Source organism: Thermoanaerobacter sp. A7A, assembly GCF_000445185.1.
In the GTDB taxonomy this organism is placed as follows: domain Bacteria; phylum Bacillota; class Thermoanaerobacteria; order Thermoanaerobacterales; family Thermoanaerobacteraceae; genus Thermoanaerobacter.
Genome location: NZ_AVAF01000004.1, coordinates 1 through 15,877, shown reverse-complemented (window position 1 = coordinate 15,877; position 15,877 = coordinate 1). Strand labels below are relative to the sequence as shown.

At 32.7% G+C, this 15,877-nt stretch carries 17 protein-coding genes, 1 pseudogene and 1 riboswitch; of the genes and pseudogenes, 10 read left to right on the top strand and 8 right to left on the bottom strand.

Annotated elements, in window-relative coordinates; translation table 11 throughout:
• Positions 1-7 precede the first annotated feature (7 nt).
• Positions 8-1,771 carry a M3 family oligoendopeptidase gene (locus tag M663_RS0100300; protein ID WP_004398881.1) on the bottom strand — a complete coding sequence of 588 codons (1,764 nt, stop codon included), beginning with the start codon at positions 1,769-1,771 and terminating at the stop codon, positions 8-10.
• A 281-nt stretch (positions 1,772-2,052) separates the two neighbouring features.
• Between M663_RS0100300 and M663_RS0100295 the strand changes: the two genes are divergently transcribed.
• Both M663_RS0100295 and M663_RS0100290 read left to right on the top strand, forming a co-directional pair.
• Positions 2,053-2,427, top strand: coding sequence for a GntR family transcriptional regulator (locus M663_RS0100295; RefSeq protein ID WP_004398880.1), 375 nt, complete (start codon positions 2,053-2,055; stop codon positions 2,425-2,427).
• 12 nt (positions 2,428-2,439) lie between these two features.
• Complete coding sequence (locus M663_RS0100290) at positions 2,440-3,003, top strand: ABC-2 transporter permease (protein WP_337954484.1); 564 nt, start codon at positions 2,440-2,442, stop codon at positions 3,001-3,003.
• Between the two features lie 53 nt (positions 3,004-3,056).
• Here the strand turns inward: M663_RS0100290 and M663_RS0100285 are convergent, their stop codons facing one another.
• Positions 3,057-4,145: a DUF4179 domain-containing protein gene (locus M663_RS0100285; protein ID WP_273702562.1), complete on the bottom strand. Its 1,089-nt coding sequence runs from the start codon at positions 4,143-4,145 to the stop codon at positions 3,057-3,059.
• Positions 4,129-4,662: a sigma-70 family RNA polymerase sigma factor gene (locus M663_RS0100280; protein ID WP_006569720.1), complete on the bottom strand. Its 534-nt coding sequence runs from the start codon at positions 4,660-4,662 to the stop codon at positions 4,129-4,131. The genes M663_RS0100285 and M663_RS0100280 overlap by 17 nt, the downstream gene beginning before the upstream one ends.
• A 288-nt stretch (positions 4,663-4,950) precedes the next feature.
• On the opposite strand from M663_RS0100280, the gene M663_RS0100275 reads away from it, so the two are divergent.
• Positions 4,951-5,817, top strand: coding sequence for a copper amine oxidase N-terminal domain-containing protein (locus M663_RS0100275; RefSeq protein ID WP_003869701.1), 867 nt, complete (start codon positions 4,951-4,953; stop codon positions 5,815-5,817).
• 44 nt (positions 5,818-5,861) lie between these two features.
• Here M663_RS0100275 and M663_RS14990 read toward each other — a convergent pair whose 3' ends face one another.
• Together M663_RS14990 and M663_RS0100270 are read right to left on the bottom strand one after the other, a co-directional pair.
• Positions 5,862-6,026 carry a hypothetical protein gene (locus M663_RS14990; RefSeq protein ID WP_273702561.1) on the bottom strand — a complete coding sequence of 55 codons (165 nt, stop codon included), beginning with the start codon at positions 6,024-6,026 and terminating at the stop codon, positions 5,862-5,864.
• A gap of 49 nt (positions 6,027-6,075) precedes the next feature.
• Positions 6,076-7,641, bottom strand: coding sequence for a ClC family H(+)/Cl(-) exchange transporter (locus tag M663_RS0100270; protein ID WP_029687536.1), 1,566 nt, complete (start codon positions 7,639-7,641; stop codon positions 6,076-6,078).
• A gap of 244 nt (positions 7,642-7,885) precedes the next feature.
• Positions 7,886-7,959, top strand: a riboswitch (Fluoride riboswitch).
• Positions 7,960-8,029: 70 nt separating this feature from the next.
• Between M663_RS0100270 and M663_RS0100265 the strand changes: the two genes are divergently transcribed.
• Together M663_RS0100265 and M663_RS0100260 are read left to right on the top strand one after the other, a co-directional pair.
• Positions 8,030-9,565: a DNA mismatch repair protein MutS gene (locus M663_RS0100265; RefSeq protein ID WP_029687535.1), complete on the top strand. Its 1,536-nt coding sequence runs from the start codon at positions 8,030-8,032 to the stop codon at positions 9,563-9,565.
• Positions 9,562-11,064, top strand: a complete 1,503-nt coding sequence (locus M663_RS0100260) for a Mismatch repair ATPase (MutS family) (RefSeq protein WP_004398856.1) — start codon at positions 9,562-9,564, stop codon at positions 11,062-11,064. The genes M663_RS0100265 and M663_RS0100260 overlap by 4 nt, the downstream gene beginning before the upstream one ends.
• Positions 11,065-11,194: 130 nt before the next feature.
• On the opposite strand, the gene M663_RS0100255 is transcribed toward M663_RS0100260, so the two are convergent.
• Positions 11,195-11,593, bottom strand: a complete 399-nt coding sequence (locus M663_RS0100255) for a PIN domain nuclease (RefSeq protein WP_029687534.1) — start codon at positions 11,591-11,593, stop codon at positions 11,195-11,197.
• Positions 11,590-11,790, bottom strand: a complete 201-nt coding sequence (locus tag M663_RS0100250) for a type II toxin-antitoxin system VapB family antitoxin (RefSeq protein ID WP_003869707.1) — start codon at positions 11,788-11,790, stop codon at positions 11,590-11,592. Before M663_RS0100250 ends, M663_RS0100255 begins: the two co-directional genes overlap by 4 nt.
• A gap of 178 nt (positions 11,791-11,968) precedes the next feature.
• On the opposite strand from M663_RS0100250, the gene M663_RS0100245 reads away from it, so the two are divergent.
• The 5 genes from M663_RS0100245 (at position 11,969) to M663_RS0100225 (ending at position 15,045) form a co-directional block, all read left to right on the top strand.
• Positions 11,969-12,631 (top strand): hypothetical protein, encoded by a 663-nt coding sequence (locus M663_RS0100245; RefSeq protein WP_004398850.1) that lies wholly within the window; start codon positions 11,969-11,971, stop codon positions 12,629-12,631.
• 110 nt (positions 12,632-12,741) lie between these two features.
• Complete coding sequence (locus M663_RS14985) at positions 12,742-12,888, top strand: hypothetical protein (RefSeq protein ID WP_019908073.1); 147 nt, start codon at positions 12,742-12,744, stop codon at positions 12,886-12,888.
• Positions 12,889-12,903: 15 nt separating this feature from the next.
• Complete coding sequence (locus M663_RS0100235; RefSeq protein ID WP_029687533.1) at positions 12,904-13,380, top strand: GNAT family N-acetyltransferase; 477 nt, start codon at positions 12,904-12,906, stop codon at positions 13,378-13,380.
• A gap of 289 nt (positions 13,381-13,669) precedes the next feature.
• The gene (gene gpmA / locus M663_RS0100230; RefSeq protein ID WP_029687532.1) at positions 13,670-14,425 is read left to right on the top strand and encodes a 2,3-diphosphoglycerate-dependent phosphoglycerate mutase; all 756 of its coding nucleotides are present in this window, start codon (positions 13,670-13,672) and stop codon (positions 14,423-14,425) included.
• Between the two features lie 95 nt (positions 14,426-14,520).
• Positions 14,521-15,045, top strand: a complete 525-nt coding sequence (locus M663_RS0100225; protein WP_029687530.1) for a ferritin — start codon at positions 14,521-14,523, stop codon at positions 15,043-15,045.
• A gap of 426 nt (positions 15,046-15,471) precedes the next feature.
• On the opposite strand, the pseudogene M663_RS14980 reads toward M663_RS0100225, so the two are convergent.
• Positions 15,472-15,877, bottom strand: a pseudogene (locus M663_RS14980) (transposase); the annotation flags it as partial.

Sequence of the window (15,877 nt, the reverse complement as noted above, 5' to 3'; positions counted from 1 at the left end):
TTTGGGGTCATATCAGTGAAATAAATTGTTCTATTTCTTCTTTTATGACATCGAGAGATTTTCTCCAGAAGTCGATAGAATGTATGTCAAATCCCACGATTTTTCCTAATTCGTAAAGATTTTTCTTGCCTGTTTGGGATAAAAGTTCTTTGTACTCCTCTACGAATTTTTCTCCTTCTTGATTGTACTTGCAAATTAGGCCTTTTACAAATAGTTCACCAAAAGCGTAAGGGAAATTGTAATAGTTTAAGTCAGCATCGTAATAGTGGGGTTTATTTATCCACATGTAAGGGTGCATATAATTTTGGTCAAGTCCATCTCCATAAGTTTTTTTCTGAGCATCTATCATCATTTGTTTTAGTTCTTCCACAGATAAGGAATGGTCTTTTCGCCTTTTTAGGAGTTCATTTTCAAATAAAAATCTTGAGTAAATATCGACTATGGTTTGAGTGGAGCGCTGGAGAGAATTTTCTATAATTGACAGTTTTTCTTCATTAGTTGCCGTTTTTAATGCGGAGTTTACTATTATGTGCTCATTAAAGATAGAGGCAGTTTCAGCTATGGGCATAGGGTACCTTGAGTTGATTAATGTTTCATCTGCCAGTAGATGGCCGTGGTATCCATGTCCTAATTCGTGGGCTAATGTCAAAACATTAGAAAAATTTCCATCAAAGTTTGCGAGAATTCTGCTTTCTTTTATTGGATGCAGGTTAAAGCAAAAGGCTCCTCCTCTCTTGCCTTCTCTAGGTTCTGCATCAATCCAATTATTTCTAAAAGCGTTATCTGCAAATTCTGCCAGGTCTTCACTGAAAGACTTGAAGTTTTCTACAATGAATTCTCTAGCCTCTTCAAAGGTAAGTTTTTTGTCCAGTTTTCCTACAGGGGCAAAGAGGTCATAGAAAGGAAGTCCTTCTTTGTGACCTAAAAGCTTTGCTTTTTCTTTTAAATACTTTCTAAATACTGGTAAATATTCTTCTATGGCTTTTAACATTGCATCAAAGGTTTCAAAATTCATACGAGAGCGCTGTAACGTCATTTCGAGGGGAGAAGAGTATTTTCTCAATTCTGTTACAGTGAGGACTTCACCTTTTATTCCGTTTAGACAGGCGGCTGAGGCTTCTTCTATCTTTTTGTAGGAATTTAACTCTGCAAAGTAGGCAGTCTTCCTTATGTAAGGGTCCTTGTCATAAGCCATGTTTCTGACAACTGAAAGAGGCAGTTTTTTTTCTTCTCCATTTATGTTTATATCTACAAGTAGTGTGGAGGTTAAAAACTCATGTAACTTTGCCCATGCTTCTGAACCCGTGTTTTTCATTTTTGCCAGTATTATTTCTTCTTTTTCTGATAGGAGGTGTTCGGCTTCCTTTATTGTTTCTTTTACGTAAAACTCATGAGATTTGAGGTATGAAGAGGATTCTATTATTTCATCTACGTTTTTGAGGTTTAAAAGCCACCTTTTGAATTTTGTTTCAGGCTCTGCCAGCATTGTTGTAACATTTTCAAGGGTTTCAACTGCTTTGAGGGCTTTTTCATTTTTAACATCTACACTTAAAGAGAGCAAAGAAAAGCCCCTCACTTTTACTAAAAGGTCTCCCAGTTCATTTTTAAACTTTATGTAGTACTCAAGCTTTTCTTTTGCATTTTCATCTGTTTGGAGGTTTTTCTCGCACCACTTTTTTATGTGTTCAATTGATGAAAGTATCTTTTCGTTGTCTTTTTTAAATTCTTCGCTGTCAAAGGAGGTATAAAGCTTTTCTAACGACCATCTCATTTTACTTTTCCCCCATTTTTATATAATTTTTATCAATTTGATTGTAAACCAATTCAAAAAAGAAGTCAAATTGTAAGATTAACAAACTGGTCAATATTGCTTTTTTAAGGATTTTTGAGCGTTTTATTATGTTCCTCTTTTTAAAGAATATGCTATTTTATTTTTAATAGCTGCTGTATCACGCTCTGAGGTAAATTTTCACAATAAAGTATTGACAAAACCGTTATTACTGTATATAATGTTAATATACAGTAATAACACAAAGGGGATGGTTGTAATAGATGAACATTATCATTTCAAATTCTGCGGAAGAGCCTATATATGAGCAAATTGTCAGGCAAATCAAAGAAGCAATTTTGAAAGGGGAGTTGGAAGAGGAGGAATTGCTTCCTTCTATTAGAAACCTAGCAAAAGAGTTGCAGATTAGCGTGATTACTGCAAAAAGGGCTTATGACGAATTGGAAAAAGAAGGATTCATTACTACAATTCCGGGAAAGGGTACTTACGTAGCAGCGCAAAACAAGGAATTAATGCGTGAGAAACGGCTAAAAATTGTAGAAGAAAAATTAGTAGAAGCGATTATAGCTGCAAAAGCAGTAAACTTATCCTTAGAAGAGATAAAAGAGATGTTAGAGATTTTGTATAAGGAGGTCTAAAAGGTGGAGCCAATTTTGGAGGTTAAGAATTTAAGGAAGAATTTTAGAGGGTTTACATTAAAAGATGTCTGTATGACATACATGGGAATGATAATTGCAAGCTCAGCTGATGTAAATAGTTTGCCTCTAAAAAGGCATGAAATTGTATTGGCAAAATACCTGTCTATATTTGTCTATTCAGCAATAGGCATAGCTATTTATTTGTTAGTTGCAGCAGCTACAAAAGTACTAGGCTTTCCTATTCATGTATATCCTATCAATTTTAAAGCTGTAATTTACGGCATACTGGCGGTGAGTTTTCTAAATGCCATATACCTTCCTTTAATGTTTAAATTTGGACATGGTTTTTCTGGGATTATGTACATTATTTTGATTTTTGGATTTTCTTATGGCATATCTTATGTTATAAGACTTTTTGAAAAACTTGTAAATTATGATTGGTTTCAAAATATTGTATCTTTTATAATGAATCAATCAGATACAGTGAAAATGTTGTTTATAACTGCTTTAGCGCTTATTATACTGACGGTTTCATGTTTATTATCTGTTAAGTTTTATAAAAATAGGGAGTTTTAATAATATAGATAGGGGCAGTTCTTTGTTAAAAGAACCGGCCCCCTATTTAAGTGTTATTTTACAGGCAATTTTACTTCAAATTTACTGGATTTGATATTTATATATGCAGTATCGGGGCTGACAGGAGAGAATTTTATTAATCTGGGATAGGCTTTATCTTTTTCTACTTTGCCATTTATATCAAAAAGATTATACTCTGCTTCCCACTTTAGGATATTGCCTTTATCATCAGTTACAGTCCATAGACTTGGCTGCATATATTGATATTCGTCTGTGTATTCGTACCAACCTACTACAGGGTCTTGTGGAGCTTCAATTTCTATGCTGGTGGAGAAAGGTGAAAGAATTATTTTATTAAATTTGATTTCACCTAACTTGTCATTGATTACAATTTTTGGTTTGAGTATTTTTAAATCTACTTTAGTTTTGGAGGCAGGAATTGTAAAATTAAAATTCCAATTGCCTTTAATAGTGTGTCTATTTGTTCCTTCATAAAAAGTTATTTCTCTTATGTTTATTTTTACATCTATAGAAGAAGGGATTTTATCGAGATATCCTCTTACAAGTTCATATTTTGCCGATGCTATAAAAGTATTGTCATTAGTTAAGATTCCTGAAACAGTGTTACTACCAGCAGATAAATTTTCATTATTTATTGCTGTTTCAGCACTGCTATCAACAAAAATTTTATCTTTTTCTATTTTTTTTGGGAGATGGTTATCTTTTATTATATATCCCACCACCAATCTGGATCCATCAAAAGCCGCTTCATTCAGTGTCACTTCAACGCCTTTAGAGATTTGTGAAGCACCTATTCCTACAGTATATTTTTGATATTCAGTCTTTTCTATACCTCTATTTGAAAGATATTCAAATACTGAATTGATTATAGGTATGTTTTTTCCTATAGCAGGGTCTATTATTCCTATTGTTAGTATTGCTACGATTAACAGTGAAGCTACTTTTAAAAGTGCTCCTAAGGTGATTTTCTTAGAAGTAGTATTTTTTGGCACTTTGTTGTCTCCTTTCCTTTCTTTTATCATATTTAAGGTATTTTCTATTCTTTTATGAAAGTTTTCAGGCACTTCAATATTGCTCTTTTGCAAAAGGTCACGTATTTGTCTGTCAAATTTTCGGTTCATAGGATACATTACCTCCCTCCAAACTTAATATTTCTCTCATTCGCTTTCGTGCCCTTGAAAGTCGTGACTTTACAGTACCCGCCGGAATATCCAATATTTTAGAAATTTCTTTAACTGACATGTCTTGTAAATAATACATTACCACTATTACTTTTAAATCATCTTCTAATTTGTTTAACACTTGATACAATTCTGTGTTGTTGTATTCTTCCTGGGGTACAGGAATATCAGGGAAGTCATCTACTGTTATTACTCTTTTCTGGAGGCGTTTTATTTGGTAGCAATTGTTTACTAAAATTTTCATAAGCCATGTTTTAAAATACTTTGGATGTTTTAATTGAGAAATAGACTCATAAGCTTTTAGTACAGTTTCAGATACGGCATCAGCACAGTCATTCTCGTCCTGCAATATGCTTTTTGCCACTATATACATGTCTTTTTCAAAATGGTATATGAGTTTTGCAAAGGAAGACTTGTCTCCTTGCTTGGCTTTCTTTACTTCTTGTATGATTTCCAATCTTACACCTCCTATTTTGCGATGAGATGAGTCATCCGGATGACCTTCTCACTTTATAGATGATTGTGGAAGGAGTTTGGTTCTCGGATAAGATTATATCTTGTTGGATAAGTGATTGTTTTTAGAAGGATACAAGTATACCTATGTACTTTATACTAAGGATACTAGGGAAGGAACAATTTACTCTGTAACCATTTTGTAACCAAAACTTAATAATTTTTTAATAAATTTTAACATTTAAAGTGGTATAATGAAATAAAAAATACAAGCAGAGGGATTTTACCAGTGATGAAGAAGTGGTCAGTAGTTACAGGTGTTGTCATGTTAATACTAGCCTTTGCTGCAGGTGTTTTCGCATCTAATCATATTAAGATTTCTAATCATATTAAGATCATTGTTAACGGCCAAGAAATCAAACCAGACGTTCCACCGCAAATTATTAACGGAAGAACTATGGTCCCTGTAAAGTGGATTGCTAAAGCATTAGGTGCTGATGTCCAGTTGGAACAGAGCAGTGAAGGTTATACAGTAAAAATAACTTCAAAGCTGTTGGAGAGGTTACATGCCATTGAGCCAGAACAACCTAACACAATAGTGAACGATTGGAACAGAGAACAAATTAAACAGTTCTTAGAACAAAATAAGATTCATTCTATTCAAGATATCCGTTCGCTTGGTTGTAAAGTTCCTTTTGAAATTACCAGCGAAGATGATAGCTGGATTCGACCTATTTACTCTAAAGCTTGGCATAGTACCTTTATGGGAGGAAAATATAGTGACATAACACAACTTATTAGTTGTGCTCAACGCAACTTTTTCATTTATACCGGAGGACTTTCTGAAGGAGCAGGGTTGTATTACATGATTGGATTTTCAGAAGACTGGGAAAAACCAGTCGGCAGTTCTTTTAATTCATCACATTCTTTTGAACTATGGCTATTATCTCATAAGGTTAAAGAAATCTACCGATTGGATGATGAATGGTTGGTGGTAGTTGAACCTCAACTTCAAGGTTACCAAACGGTGAGGATAAACTATAGTGATGCTGGGATAATGGTGGATAAAGAAACAAAGAGCCGAATAATGCTTTTTCGAATGGTTACTCCGGAAGGTTACGAACTGGAACGTGCTGCTGAAGTTCTTCCAGTGCAATAAATACATAATAAAAAAGGCTGCCACTTTTTTATACAGACTTCTTTTTAGTACTCTTTTAATCTTTCATCAACTTGTGCAATTAAGGAAAAATCTTTATCATCGTGTAACAAATATAAATTGTTTTCAATGGCTGTTTGTGCTATGAGTAAATCTATATAGTGCTGCGAATGGTGATTCCCTTTTTCCCAATAGACACGGGGACGGTTCATTTGTCCGACTCGTACAAAGGAACTCTCCCCGTGTCTATTTAAGATTTGTTTACCTCTGTGTCATATTCAATAAAATTTCTCTAATTTCTGTAGCTTTATCTTCATCTGCAAGGACTACTAGATAATCGCCGGCTAGAATTTTCGTATTTCCCTTTGGTATTAATTCATGCGTTCCCCTCTTTATGCCAACAAGTAAGCAATTTTGGGGCAAGCTAATATCCTTTAATTTTTTGCCATCTAAACTTGAGCCTACACCGACAGGCATTTCAAAAATTGTCTTTCTTTTTTTATTGGCAGTTATAGATTTTTGTTCTTTCTTTATCGGCAGACGTTCTAACAAAGATTCATAAATCGGCATATTTGAGAACAAATCTGATGAAAGGTATGCCGTTATAGAGACAGTGCTTAGGGCCAACAAATGAGAAAATGAACCGGTCATTTCAGTTACGAGCAAACTACCTGTTATCGGTGCCCTAACTATAGCAGCAAAATATCCTGCCATAGCAAATACAATAAAATTTTTGATATAAATAGGGTTTATATGCATTATGTTAATTATTACAGTTCCGTATATGTTGCCAATCAGTGAACCTATTATAAGGAGGGGCATAAAAATACCTCCTGGTACACCTGAGCCATAGCTTACCATAGTAAATAAAAATTTAACAATCAATAGCAAAATTAAAAATTTTAAACTAAAACTATCTTTACTTAATGTATCGACAAGACTTTCACCGCCGCCAAGTGCCATAGGTATCCATAGTCCAACTGCAACAGATATAATAAGAGGTATTATTGGCTTCATATGTGATTTTATTTTTAACATGTTGTATATATCTTGAGTTTTTAAAAGAGTTTTATTAAATACAATTCCACATAACCCAACGATAATTCCAAGTAAAATAAGATAAAGATAATTATTAAGCGGCATTACTGCTAGATTTTTCAGATTAAAAATAGGTTTGATTCCTAATAGTTCACCAGCTACAAAAGTTGATGTAAGTGATGAAACCATACTAGATACAAGTACCAATGGTGAGAAATTTTTATGCAGTTCTTCAAGAGCAAAAATAACTCCTGCAAGTGGTGCATTAAAAGCTGCTGCAAGCCCTGCACTAGCTCCGCATGTAAGAAGGTATTTTTCTTCAACTCTAAATCTACCAAACAACCTACTTATTCCTTGTCCGATTGAAGAACCAATTTGCACACATGGACCTTCGCGTCCTAAAGAAAGTCCTGCACCTATCGCTAAAATAGTACCTATGAGCTTTAACAATAAAACTCGTAACCAATTAACTTTTATATAACCGATAATCATGCCTTCAACTTGAGGTATACCGCTACCGCTTATCATAGGTTCTTTTTTCACTATTATACCCAATAATAAGCCTATTAGAGAAAGGAAAATTATCCAGCCAATTAACAAGTAAGGATTTGTATGAAGAATTTTGTATACACTTATTACAAGAATATTTGTTTTTTCAAGAATATATCTTAAAATAGCAATAATCAATCCAACAAAGAAACCTGTTATAATGCCTTCAACTATAATACGCTTGCGAAATTCTTCCCAATGTATTAAAGTATTGAATGTTATACTTTTACCTTTATTCAATAAGATCCCTCCCAAAACATAAAATGAATGAATATTTATTTTTCTCATATTATCATTATACTACAAAATAATGATATCAAGTATTTTATATTGTTAAGTTTACTTATAGAATAATAAGCAGTATTACAAAATTTGGATATAAAACAATACAAAAATCTTTTTATTTTAAACAAATAAACATAAACATTATGCTTTGAAGTAAATTTTCACATATTCTTGCAGGCTTCATAAAAAAGTGATATAATATTCAAAAAGGGATGAAGCCCCCTTTTGGAAAATCCGAACTGCTGATAAACAGCTGATGGCTTCTACGGTAAAAACGTAGGGGTTGTCAGCTTTTTTATATTTAGTGCATTTGCCTACAACTTTGAAAGGGAGGTACTTTCTTATGCCTTTCCATAGCATATTATTTGAAAAAAACGAAGATGGAGTAAAAAAAGAAACATTCGAAGCGCCTGATTTTTTTGTTGACTTAAATCTTGATCAAATTATAGATGTCATAACAAGAGGCAAAGAAGAATATAATTTAAAACTGTTTTTTTACACTCCTTTAAACGATATTGATACTATCAAGTATCGCCATGAAATAATGCAAGATCTTGAAAATGAAGTTTTGCTTGAGGATATAAAATCATTTGCGGAAAAAATGCAAGAAATGCGCAAACACCTTGCTCAAGCAGACAAACTTTACTACAAATACCAGAAAGAAAGATGGTTTTTGGATGCTGTAGAAATCTACTGTGATGCAATTACTGATTTAGTAGAAGACTTGTCTTCTGTAGAGTTAAAATCTCGTGGTTTTTTAGCATTTCGTCAATATTTGATAGATTATATTAATTCTGACCGTTTTCAGCTGCTACTGAGTGAAACGAAAAAACTTAAAGCTGATTTGTCTACAGTAAAATATTGCTTGTTAATAAAAGGTAACCGTGTGACGGTTCGTAAATATGAATCTGAAATTGATTACAGTACAGAAGTAGAAAAAACGTTTGAAAAATTCAAACAGGAAGCAGCAAAGGATTATAAAGTCAAATTTTCTGATTGGCCAGATATGAACCATGTCGAAGCAAAAATATTGGATTTAGTAGCTCAGTTATATCCTGATATATTTTCTAATCTTGATAATTATTGTATGAAAAATAGTGATTATTTAGATGAGACAATAGCTACTTTTGATAGGGAAGTACAATTTTATATTGCTTATTTGGAATATATGGCACTATTCAAGCGCGCTGGACTAAAATTTTGTTATCCACAAATATCTAGTAAATGCAAGGAAGTTTATAATTACGAAGGATTTGATTTAGCTCTGGCTTATAAACTCATCAACGAAAATTCGGCTGTTGTTTGTAATGATTTTTATTTAAAAGGTAAAGAGCGTATATTTGTAATTACCGGTCCGAACCAGGGAGGCAAAACAACATTTGCACGCACTTTCGGACAATTGCATTATTTGGCCAGTATAGGCTGCCCTGTTCCCGGAAAGGAAGCGCAACTCTTTCTTTTTGATAAACTATTTACACATTTTGAAAAGGAAGAAAATATTAAAGATCTTCGTGGAAAACTGGAAGATGAATTGCTTAGAATTTACAATATTCTTGCCCAGGCCACATCAAACAGTATTATAATAATGAATGAAATTTTTACATCTACCACAGCAAAAGACGCATTATTTTTAAGTAAGAAGATAATGGAAAAAATAATACAATTAGATGTGCTGTGCGTCTGGGTAACATTTATAGATGAATTGGCATTCTTAAGCGAAAAAATTGTAAGTATGGTCAGTACGGTAGTTCCTGAGAATCCGGCATTGCGCACATATAAAATTGTTAGAAGACCTCCTGATGGGCTTTCATACGCCATATCAATTGCTGAAAAATATAGGCTTACGTATAACTGCTTAAAGGAGAGGATAAAATCATGAAAGTTTTACTTATGTATAGAGATCATGATTTTGACCTGCAACAAAAATTGCCCTCGAACGAAGAAGCATTGATACAGGATTTAGAATTAAACACTTTGTTCAATGCTATGTCCCTTGGTGATAATTTTTTATTTGAAGTAGCCAAAAAATCTGTTTTATCCAGCGTGTATAGTGATCTGGCTACAATATTATATCGCCAAGATGTTCTGAAAGATTCTCTAAAAAATTCTTCCATTGTTAGGAATATCTATAATATAGCAGTAGAAGCAATTGAAAACGAGAAAAAGTATTATTTTAGCATTTTCACCAGGTACCCTGCAGCTATACTTCATAGCTCAATGGATGTATTGCATATGTTTATGGAAATGCTGAAAAAACTAAAGAGTATTGCCGACCAACATGCTGATAAATTCGAATCAGAGGGCTTTAAAAGGTTTTTTGCAATGCTCAAAAAAGAACTTGATGATGAATATTTTGAAAGTATCCAAAATCATTTAAAAGAACTGGAATTTCGCGATGGAATTTTGATCAGTGCTGAGTTGGGTAAAGGCAATAAAGGCGTCAATTATATCCTCCGCAAACAGGAGGATAAAAAACAAAGTCTAATAGACAGGATTTTTTCAAAAAGACCGGATGCTTATACTTTTTATATAAGTGAGCGCGATGAAAGCGGGGCAAGAGCTTTATCTGACTTAAAAGACAGAGGAATCAACCTCGTGGCAAATGCACTTGCTCAGTCTGCTGATCATATTCTCAGTTTTTTTAACATATTGCGGACTGAATTGGCTTTTTACATTGGCTGTTTGAATTTATATGAGAAACTTGCCCAAATTGGAGAGCCGGTGTCTTTTCCTATTCCGGTAGCATCCAGTGAACGTAGGCATTCTTTTAAAGGATTATACGATGTCTGTTTGGCTTTGACAATGAAACAAAAAATCGTGGGCAACGATTTAAATGCTGATAATAAAGATCTGGCAATAATTACAGGTGCCAACCAAGGGGGTAAATCTACCTTTTTGCGAAGCATAGGTTTGGCTCAGTTGATGATGCAATGTGGTATGTTTGTGCCAGCCGAGTATTTTTCTGCTAACATATGTGATGGGATTTTTACCCACTATAAACGGAAAGAAGATGCTACCATGAAAAGTGGAAAGCTTGATGAAGAGCTTAGCAGGATGAGTGATATAGTAGACAATATAAAGCCAAATTCCATGGTACTGTTTAATGAATCATTTGCTGCGACAAATGAAAGAGAAGGTTCGGAAATTGCAAGGCAAATAATTACTGCATTGATTGAAAAACGCATCAAAGTTTTCTTTGTGACACATTTGTTTGAATTTGCCTATAGTTTTTATAATAAAAAACTGGAGAATGTCATTTTTCTACGAGCCGAAAGACGAAACGACGGAAAACGTACTTTTAAAATAACCGAAGGCAAACCACTTCAAACAAGCTATGGTGAAGATTTGTATAAAAAGATTTTTGGAGAAAGCTATTAAATTTATTTAGGAACAGGTTGTTGACAAACCTTTTTGTGAGTAATTTAAAGTCTTTTGCTTTTATGCTTGGGTGTGTAATAAACAATAGTTTGAAGAAAAATGGGCTGTCAATAAAAAAGACAGCCCTTAATCAATACTCTTTTAATCTTTCATCAACTTGTGCAATTAAAGAAAAATCTTTATCATCGTGTAACAAATATAAATTATTTTCAATGGCTGTTTCTGCTATGAGTAAATCTATGGTGCTGCGAATAGTGATTCCTTTTTTCTTACACTTGAAATACAATTTTGCAGCGTTTTCATAAGATTTGGTGCCATATTTTAGGTCATAGAATTTTTGTGTGCCTAAATATTCTTTAATTAAGTTAAATTCATTTTCAGTTTTTGCTCCTTGTAATAATTCTTGATAGATAAAATTGTTTATTCCAAAGGGGATATTATTCTGTATTATTTCTTCAAATTTTTTTACTTTTTTATTTTCTATGCCTTTCAGAAAAGATATTAGAACAGATGTATCTACCAAAATCATTTGCCTTCCCTCATTTTTTTGTAATCATAATTTTCATCAAACTGTATTTTTCCTTTTATCTCCATTAAATTTTTTCTTCTGCGATTTTCTACAAATTCTTTTAAAGCCAAATTGACAACTTCTTTTTTAGTTTTTAATCCTGAGATTTTTAACGCTTCTTTGATGAGATTTTCATCTATGACTATATTTGTTCTCATCACATACACCTCCTAATGTGTATTGTAATACACTTAATCTTTTAAGTCAAGGGAGAATGGAATTTTATATTACTGTAACCATTTTGTAATCAAAACTTAATAGTTTTTTTATAAATTTTAACATTTAAAGCGATATAATGAAAGAAAAGAGGAATGTGAAAAGGGAGGAAGAGAATTAATGAAGCGCAATGTGTTAATAATTATTTTTATTTTCTTAATAGCTTTACCAGTGCTATTTGTAGTTCTCAACCTAAAAGGTCCTGAAACGACAATTACAAAAGAAGAGAATTTGTTAAATCCAGCACAACAGAGTAATGACAAAAAGGAACAGGAAAATTTTTCAAAACTGTTGTACGATAATAGAAAATATCTATTAGAAAACAAAAAGAAGTTTTTGAAAGACATATTAGGAGTTATTCCTATTGTGGAAGAAAGGGATATCAATAATTCTACAACTGATACTGATTTACAGAGTGTAAAATCAGAAAGGCAAAAACAATATCAAATGATTCAAAAAGCTTTAAGGGAAGCCGACTATTATAGTTTAACTGGTGAAATTAAAGATAAGACAGTATATGCTTATGTGAATGATAAAGTAAAGACAATCCTTTACAGTAATTATAGTGAAGAGGAATATACTTATTATTATAAAATTGAACCGGCTAATCCCCAGGAAACCATTTTAAAGGATAAAAAAGGATATTTTTACTATGTTTATCTTTTTACAGATTCCTATGAAGTCAATCCAGCGGACCCTTATGGGGATATCAAGAAATTAATATTGCTTGTAGAAAAAATAAAAGATAATTGGATAATTACTGAGCTTATGTACAACAATTAGCGGCTGAGAGCTAAAAATGATAAGGAAGCTATAGAGGAAATAATAAAAGAGATTTTTAACCATTAAGAGCAGTATAAAAGTTTGAAAAAGTTAAAGATGAAAATAATCTTTTGTATTTGTTTAATGCAAGTAAAGTTGAAGTTAAAAATTCAAAAAGTTTAATATCTGATGGGGATTATACTGATAGGAAGGAATGGCTTATTAGAATTTTGAAAGAAGCAAAATTAGAAGGTGCTAATACTCAATCTGAAAAATAGTAGAGGTGAAATGTCATGTTTGTTATTAAGCCAATTGATGAAAAGTTAAAGAAAAAAGTAATAGATTTTATAATACGCAATTGGGGTTCGCCAATAATGGTTTCAAAAGGTAAAGTTCATTTAATGGACAAATTACCAGGGTATGTGGCTATTGTAAATAATGATATAAATGGCTTAATAACCTATAATATTGATAATGAGGAATGTGAAATAGTATCCCTTGATAGTTTAATTGAAAATCAAGGTATCGGTAGTAAATTGTTAGAGTGTGTAATACATAAGGCAAAGGAGCAAGGATGTAAAAGAATTTGGCTTATTACAACCAATGATAATATAAGAGCGATTCGTTTTTACCAAAAAAGAGGATTCAATATGGTTGCACTTTATGTAAATGCAGTTCAGGAAGCACGAAAGATAAAACCCGAGATTCCTTTATATGGATATGATAATATACCGATATTGCATGAAATTGTATTTGAAATAAAACTATAATTTAAATAAATCTATTTGCTTGTTATAATGGTTGATAAACCGGGAGATGGCATTGTCAAAGTAAAATAATCTGGCAATACCCATTATTTTGCAAAAAATTGCGTAAATAAATAGTATTTTATAAATATAGATTTTCGGATACATATAAATCTTAAATAAGAATAATTATCAATACTATTGTATTTAAGTTTTAAGTGAGATATAATTAAGAAAACAGGATAGAGTATGAAAAGACAGAAAATCTTTGTATAAATTTTTGATATATAATATGGGAAAGGTGGGAAAAAGTATGCATAAGGTTGTTTTACTGCGGCATGGAGAAAGCCTGTGGAATATGGAAAATAGATTTACTGGCTGGACGGATGTGGATCTGTCACCGAGAGGTATTGAAGAGGCAAGAGAGAGTGGCAAGACTTTAAAGGCAGAAGGATACACTTTTGATTGTGCTTTTACTTCTGTACTTAAAAGGGCTATAAGGACTTTGTGGATTGTTCTTGATGAATTGGACAGGATGTGGATACCGGTTTACAAATCATGGAGGCTCAATGAAAGACATTACGGAGCACTTCAAGGGCTCAATAAAGCTGAGACTGCCAAGAAATACGGAGAACAGCAGGTAAAAATATGGAGAAGGTCTGCTGATGTAAGGCCTCCTGCATTGACAAAAGATGACCCAAGATACCCCGGTTTTGACCCCAGATATGCTGACCTTTCTGAAGATGAAATTCCCCTCACTGAAAACTTGATTGACACAATTAATAGGGTTATTCCGTATTGGAAATCAACAATTGCGCCGACGATAAAATCCGGTAAAAAAGTCCTCATAGTTGCCCATGGAAACAGTTTAAGAGGGCTGATAAAATACCTTGACAATCTTTCAAATGAGGAGATAATGGAGCTAAACATCCCTACAGGAATTCCCTTAGTTTATGAGCTTGATGATGATTTAAAGCCTATAAGGCATTATTATCTTGCCGATGAAGAGAAAGTAAAAGAGAAAAAAGAATTAGTAGCTAAACAAGGGAAGATTCAAGGAAATTCTTAAAATACTGGCTTATTACTTGTTTTTTGGCTCCTAAAAGTGTACAATAGAAATATAAGGAAGTACAATAATACTATAGAATGAGAGGTGTGTTTTGTATGTTGAGTAACAGGATGTTAGAAGGATTAAATAAACAGTTGAATTACGAAATTTATTCTGCATATCTATATGTTGCAATGGAAAATTATTTTCAAGAGAAAAACTTAGAAGGTTTTGCTAATTTCTTCAAGGTCCAGACACAAGAAGAACTTGCACATGCGAGAATTTTTTACGAGTACATATATCGCATGGGTGGGAAAGTTACTCTGTACCCGATAGAAAAACCAGAGGAAAACTTTGAAAGTATTTTAGACCTTTTTAAAAAGGCTTTGAGTCATGAAAAGACTGTAACTGAAAGGATTCATAAGCTTGTTGATATAGCAATTGAGGATAAAGACCATGCCACAAATGCATTTTTGCATTGGTTTGTTAATGAGCAGGTAGAAGAAGAAGAGAGCTTCCAGAGACTTGTTGACAAGTTAGAGCTTATAGGAGACAACATACAGCCTATATTCATGCTTGATGCTGAATTGGCTCAAAGGACGTTTGTATTACCTGCTCCACTTGCTCAAGGACAGCAATAAACGGTTCGTTGTTTATTTAAATTTAGGCATTTTTAAAACGATGACTCTGCTTATGGAAACTTAACGAAATCGCGGAAATACAGTATGGGGGTATGCTTTTTTGATAAGGTATATCCCCATGAATTTTTTAAAAAATATAAGATAAGGTTTTCGTTGTTAAACTATAGACAAAGCGTAATTTATATAGTAAAATTTATGTAAGGAATATTGTTATAATTATATTAGGGATGTGCAAAATTAATAAAAATAATCATGGTGAAAAACCAAAATATGTATGACATACAATATATAGTAATCAAAACTTGCAATAAAACATAAAGGAAGTGGTAAAGGAAAAGAAAAGACAAAAAGAGGAACTAAAAAAGGGCATAAATATCCTCTAGAAGTCAAATGTTAAAAAGTGGCATGAACTAAATTCAGTAAAAGTTAAGCCGATTGCATCAAAGCAACAAGAGACTTAAACTCATCAAATTTACCCAGTTTAATAGCTACAATAGCGACAGTAAGCAAAGTAATATGGCCAAAAGTATTAAGGTTGCTGACAGAATTAATATTTCTGACATAAGCTTTTTCAAAATCCAGAGCTTTAAAACGAGAATTATATCTTTCTGATTCAATCCTCAATCTATAGACAGCCTTAAAATATAGGGAGTCTCTATTAATAGAGGACCTATAATCAGAAGATATAATAACATACTTAGTACAGCCTCTGTGCTTTTTGCCATTAAAATATTTAGGATGTTGAACAGGGCAGGCAGAATCATCTATAGAATTGCAGAACTTGCAAACAAATTTTGCTTAATAAAACCATCAAAATATTGCTTGCCGTCTT

Excerpts from the sequence above, each read along its gene's own strand:
- M663_RS0100300 (WP_004398881.1), bottom strand. The coding sequence starts at position 1,771 with ATGAGATGGTCGTTAGAAAAGCTTTATACCTCCTTTGACAGCGAAGAA.
- M663_RS0100295 (WP_004398880.1), top strand. The coding sequence starts at position 2,053 with ATGAACATTATCATTTCAAATTCTGCGGAAGAGCCTATATATGAGCAA.
- M663_RS0100285 (WP_273702562.1), bottom strand. The coding sequence starts at position 4,145 with ATGAACCGAAAATTTGACAGACAAATACGTGACCTTTTGCAAAAGAGC.
- M663_RS0100275 (WP_003869701.1), top strand. The coding sequence starts at position 4,951 with ATGAAGAAGTGGTCAGTAGTTACAGGTGTTGTCATGTTAATACTAGCC.
- M663_RS14990 (WP_273702561.1), bottom strand. The coding sequence starts at position 6,026 with ATGAACCGTCCCCGTGTCTATTGGGAAAAAGGGAATCACCATTCGCAG.
- M663_RS0100265 (WP_029687535.1), top strand. The coding sequence starts at position 8,030 with ATGCCTTTCCATAGCATATTATTTGAAAAAAACGAAGATGGAGTAAAA.
- M663_RS0100260 (WP_004398856.1), top strand. The coding sequence starts at position 9,562 with ATGAAAGTTTTACTTATGTATAGAGATCATGATTTTGACCTGCAACAA.
- M663_RS0100255 (WP_029687534.1), bottom strand. The coding sequence starts at position 11,593 with ATGATTTTGGTAGATACATCTGTTCTAATATCTTTTCTGAAAGGCATA.
- M663_RS0100250 (WP_003869707.1), bottom strand. The coding sequence starts at position 11,790 with ATGAGAACAAATATAGTCATAGATGAAAATCTCATCAAAGAAGCGTTA.
- M663_RS0100245 (WP_004398850.1), top strand. The coding sequence starts at position 11,969 with ATGAAGCGCAATGTGTTAATAATTATTTTTATTTTCTTAATAGCTTTA.
- M663_RS0100235 (WP_029687533.1), top strand. The coding sequence starts at position 12,904 with ATGTTTGTTATTAAGCCAATTGATGAAAAGTTAAAGAAAAAAGTAATA.
- gpmA (WP_029687532.1), top strand. The coding sequence starts at position 13,670 with ATGCATAAGGTTGTTTTACTGCGGCATGGAGAAAGCCTGTGGAATATG.
- M663_RS0100225 (WP_029687530.1), top strand. The coding sequence starts at position 14,521 with ATGTTGAGTAACAGGATGTTAGAAGGATTAAATAAACAGTTGAATTAC.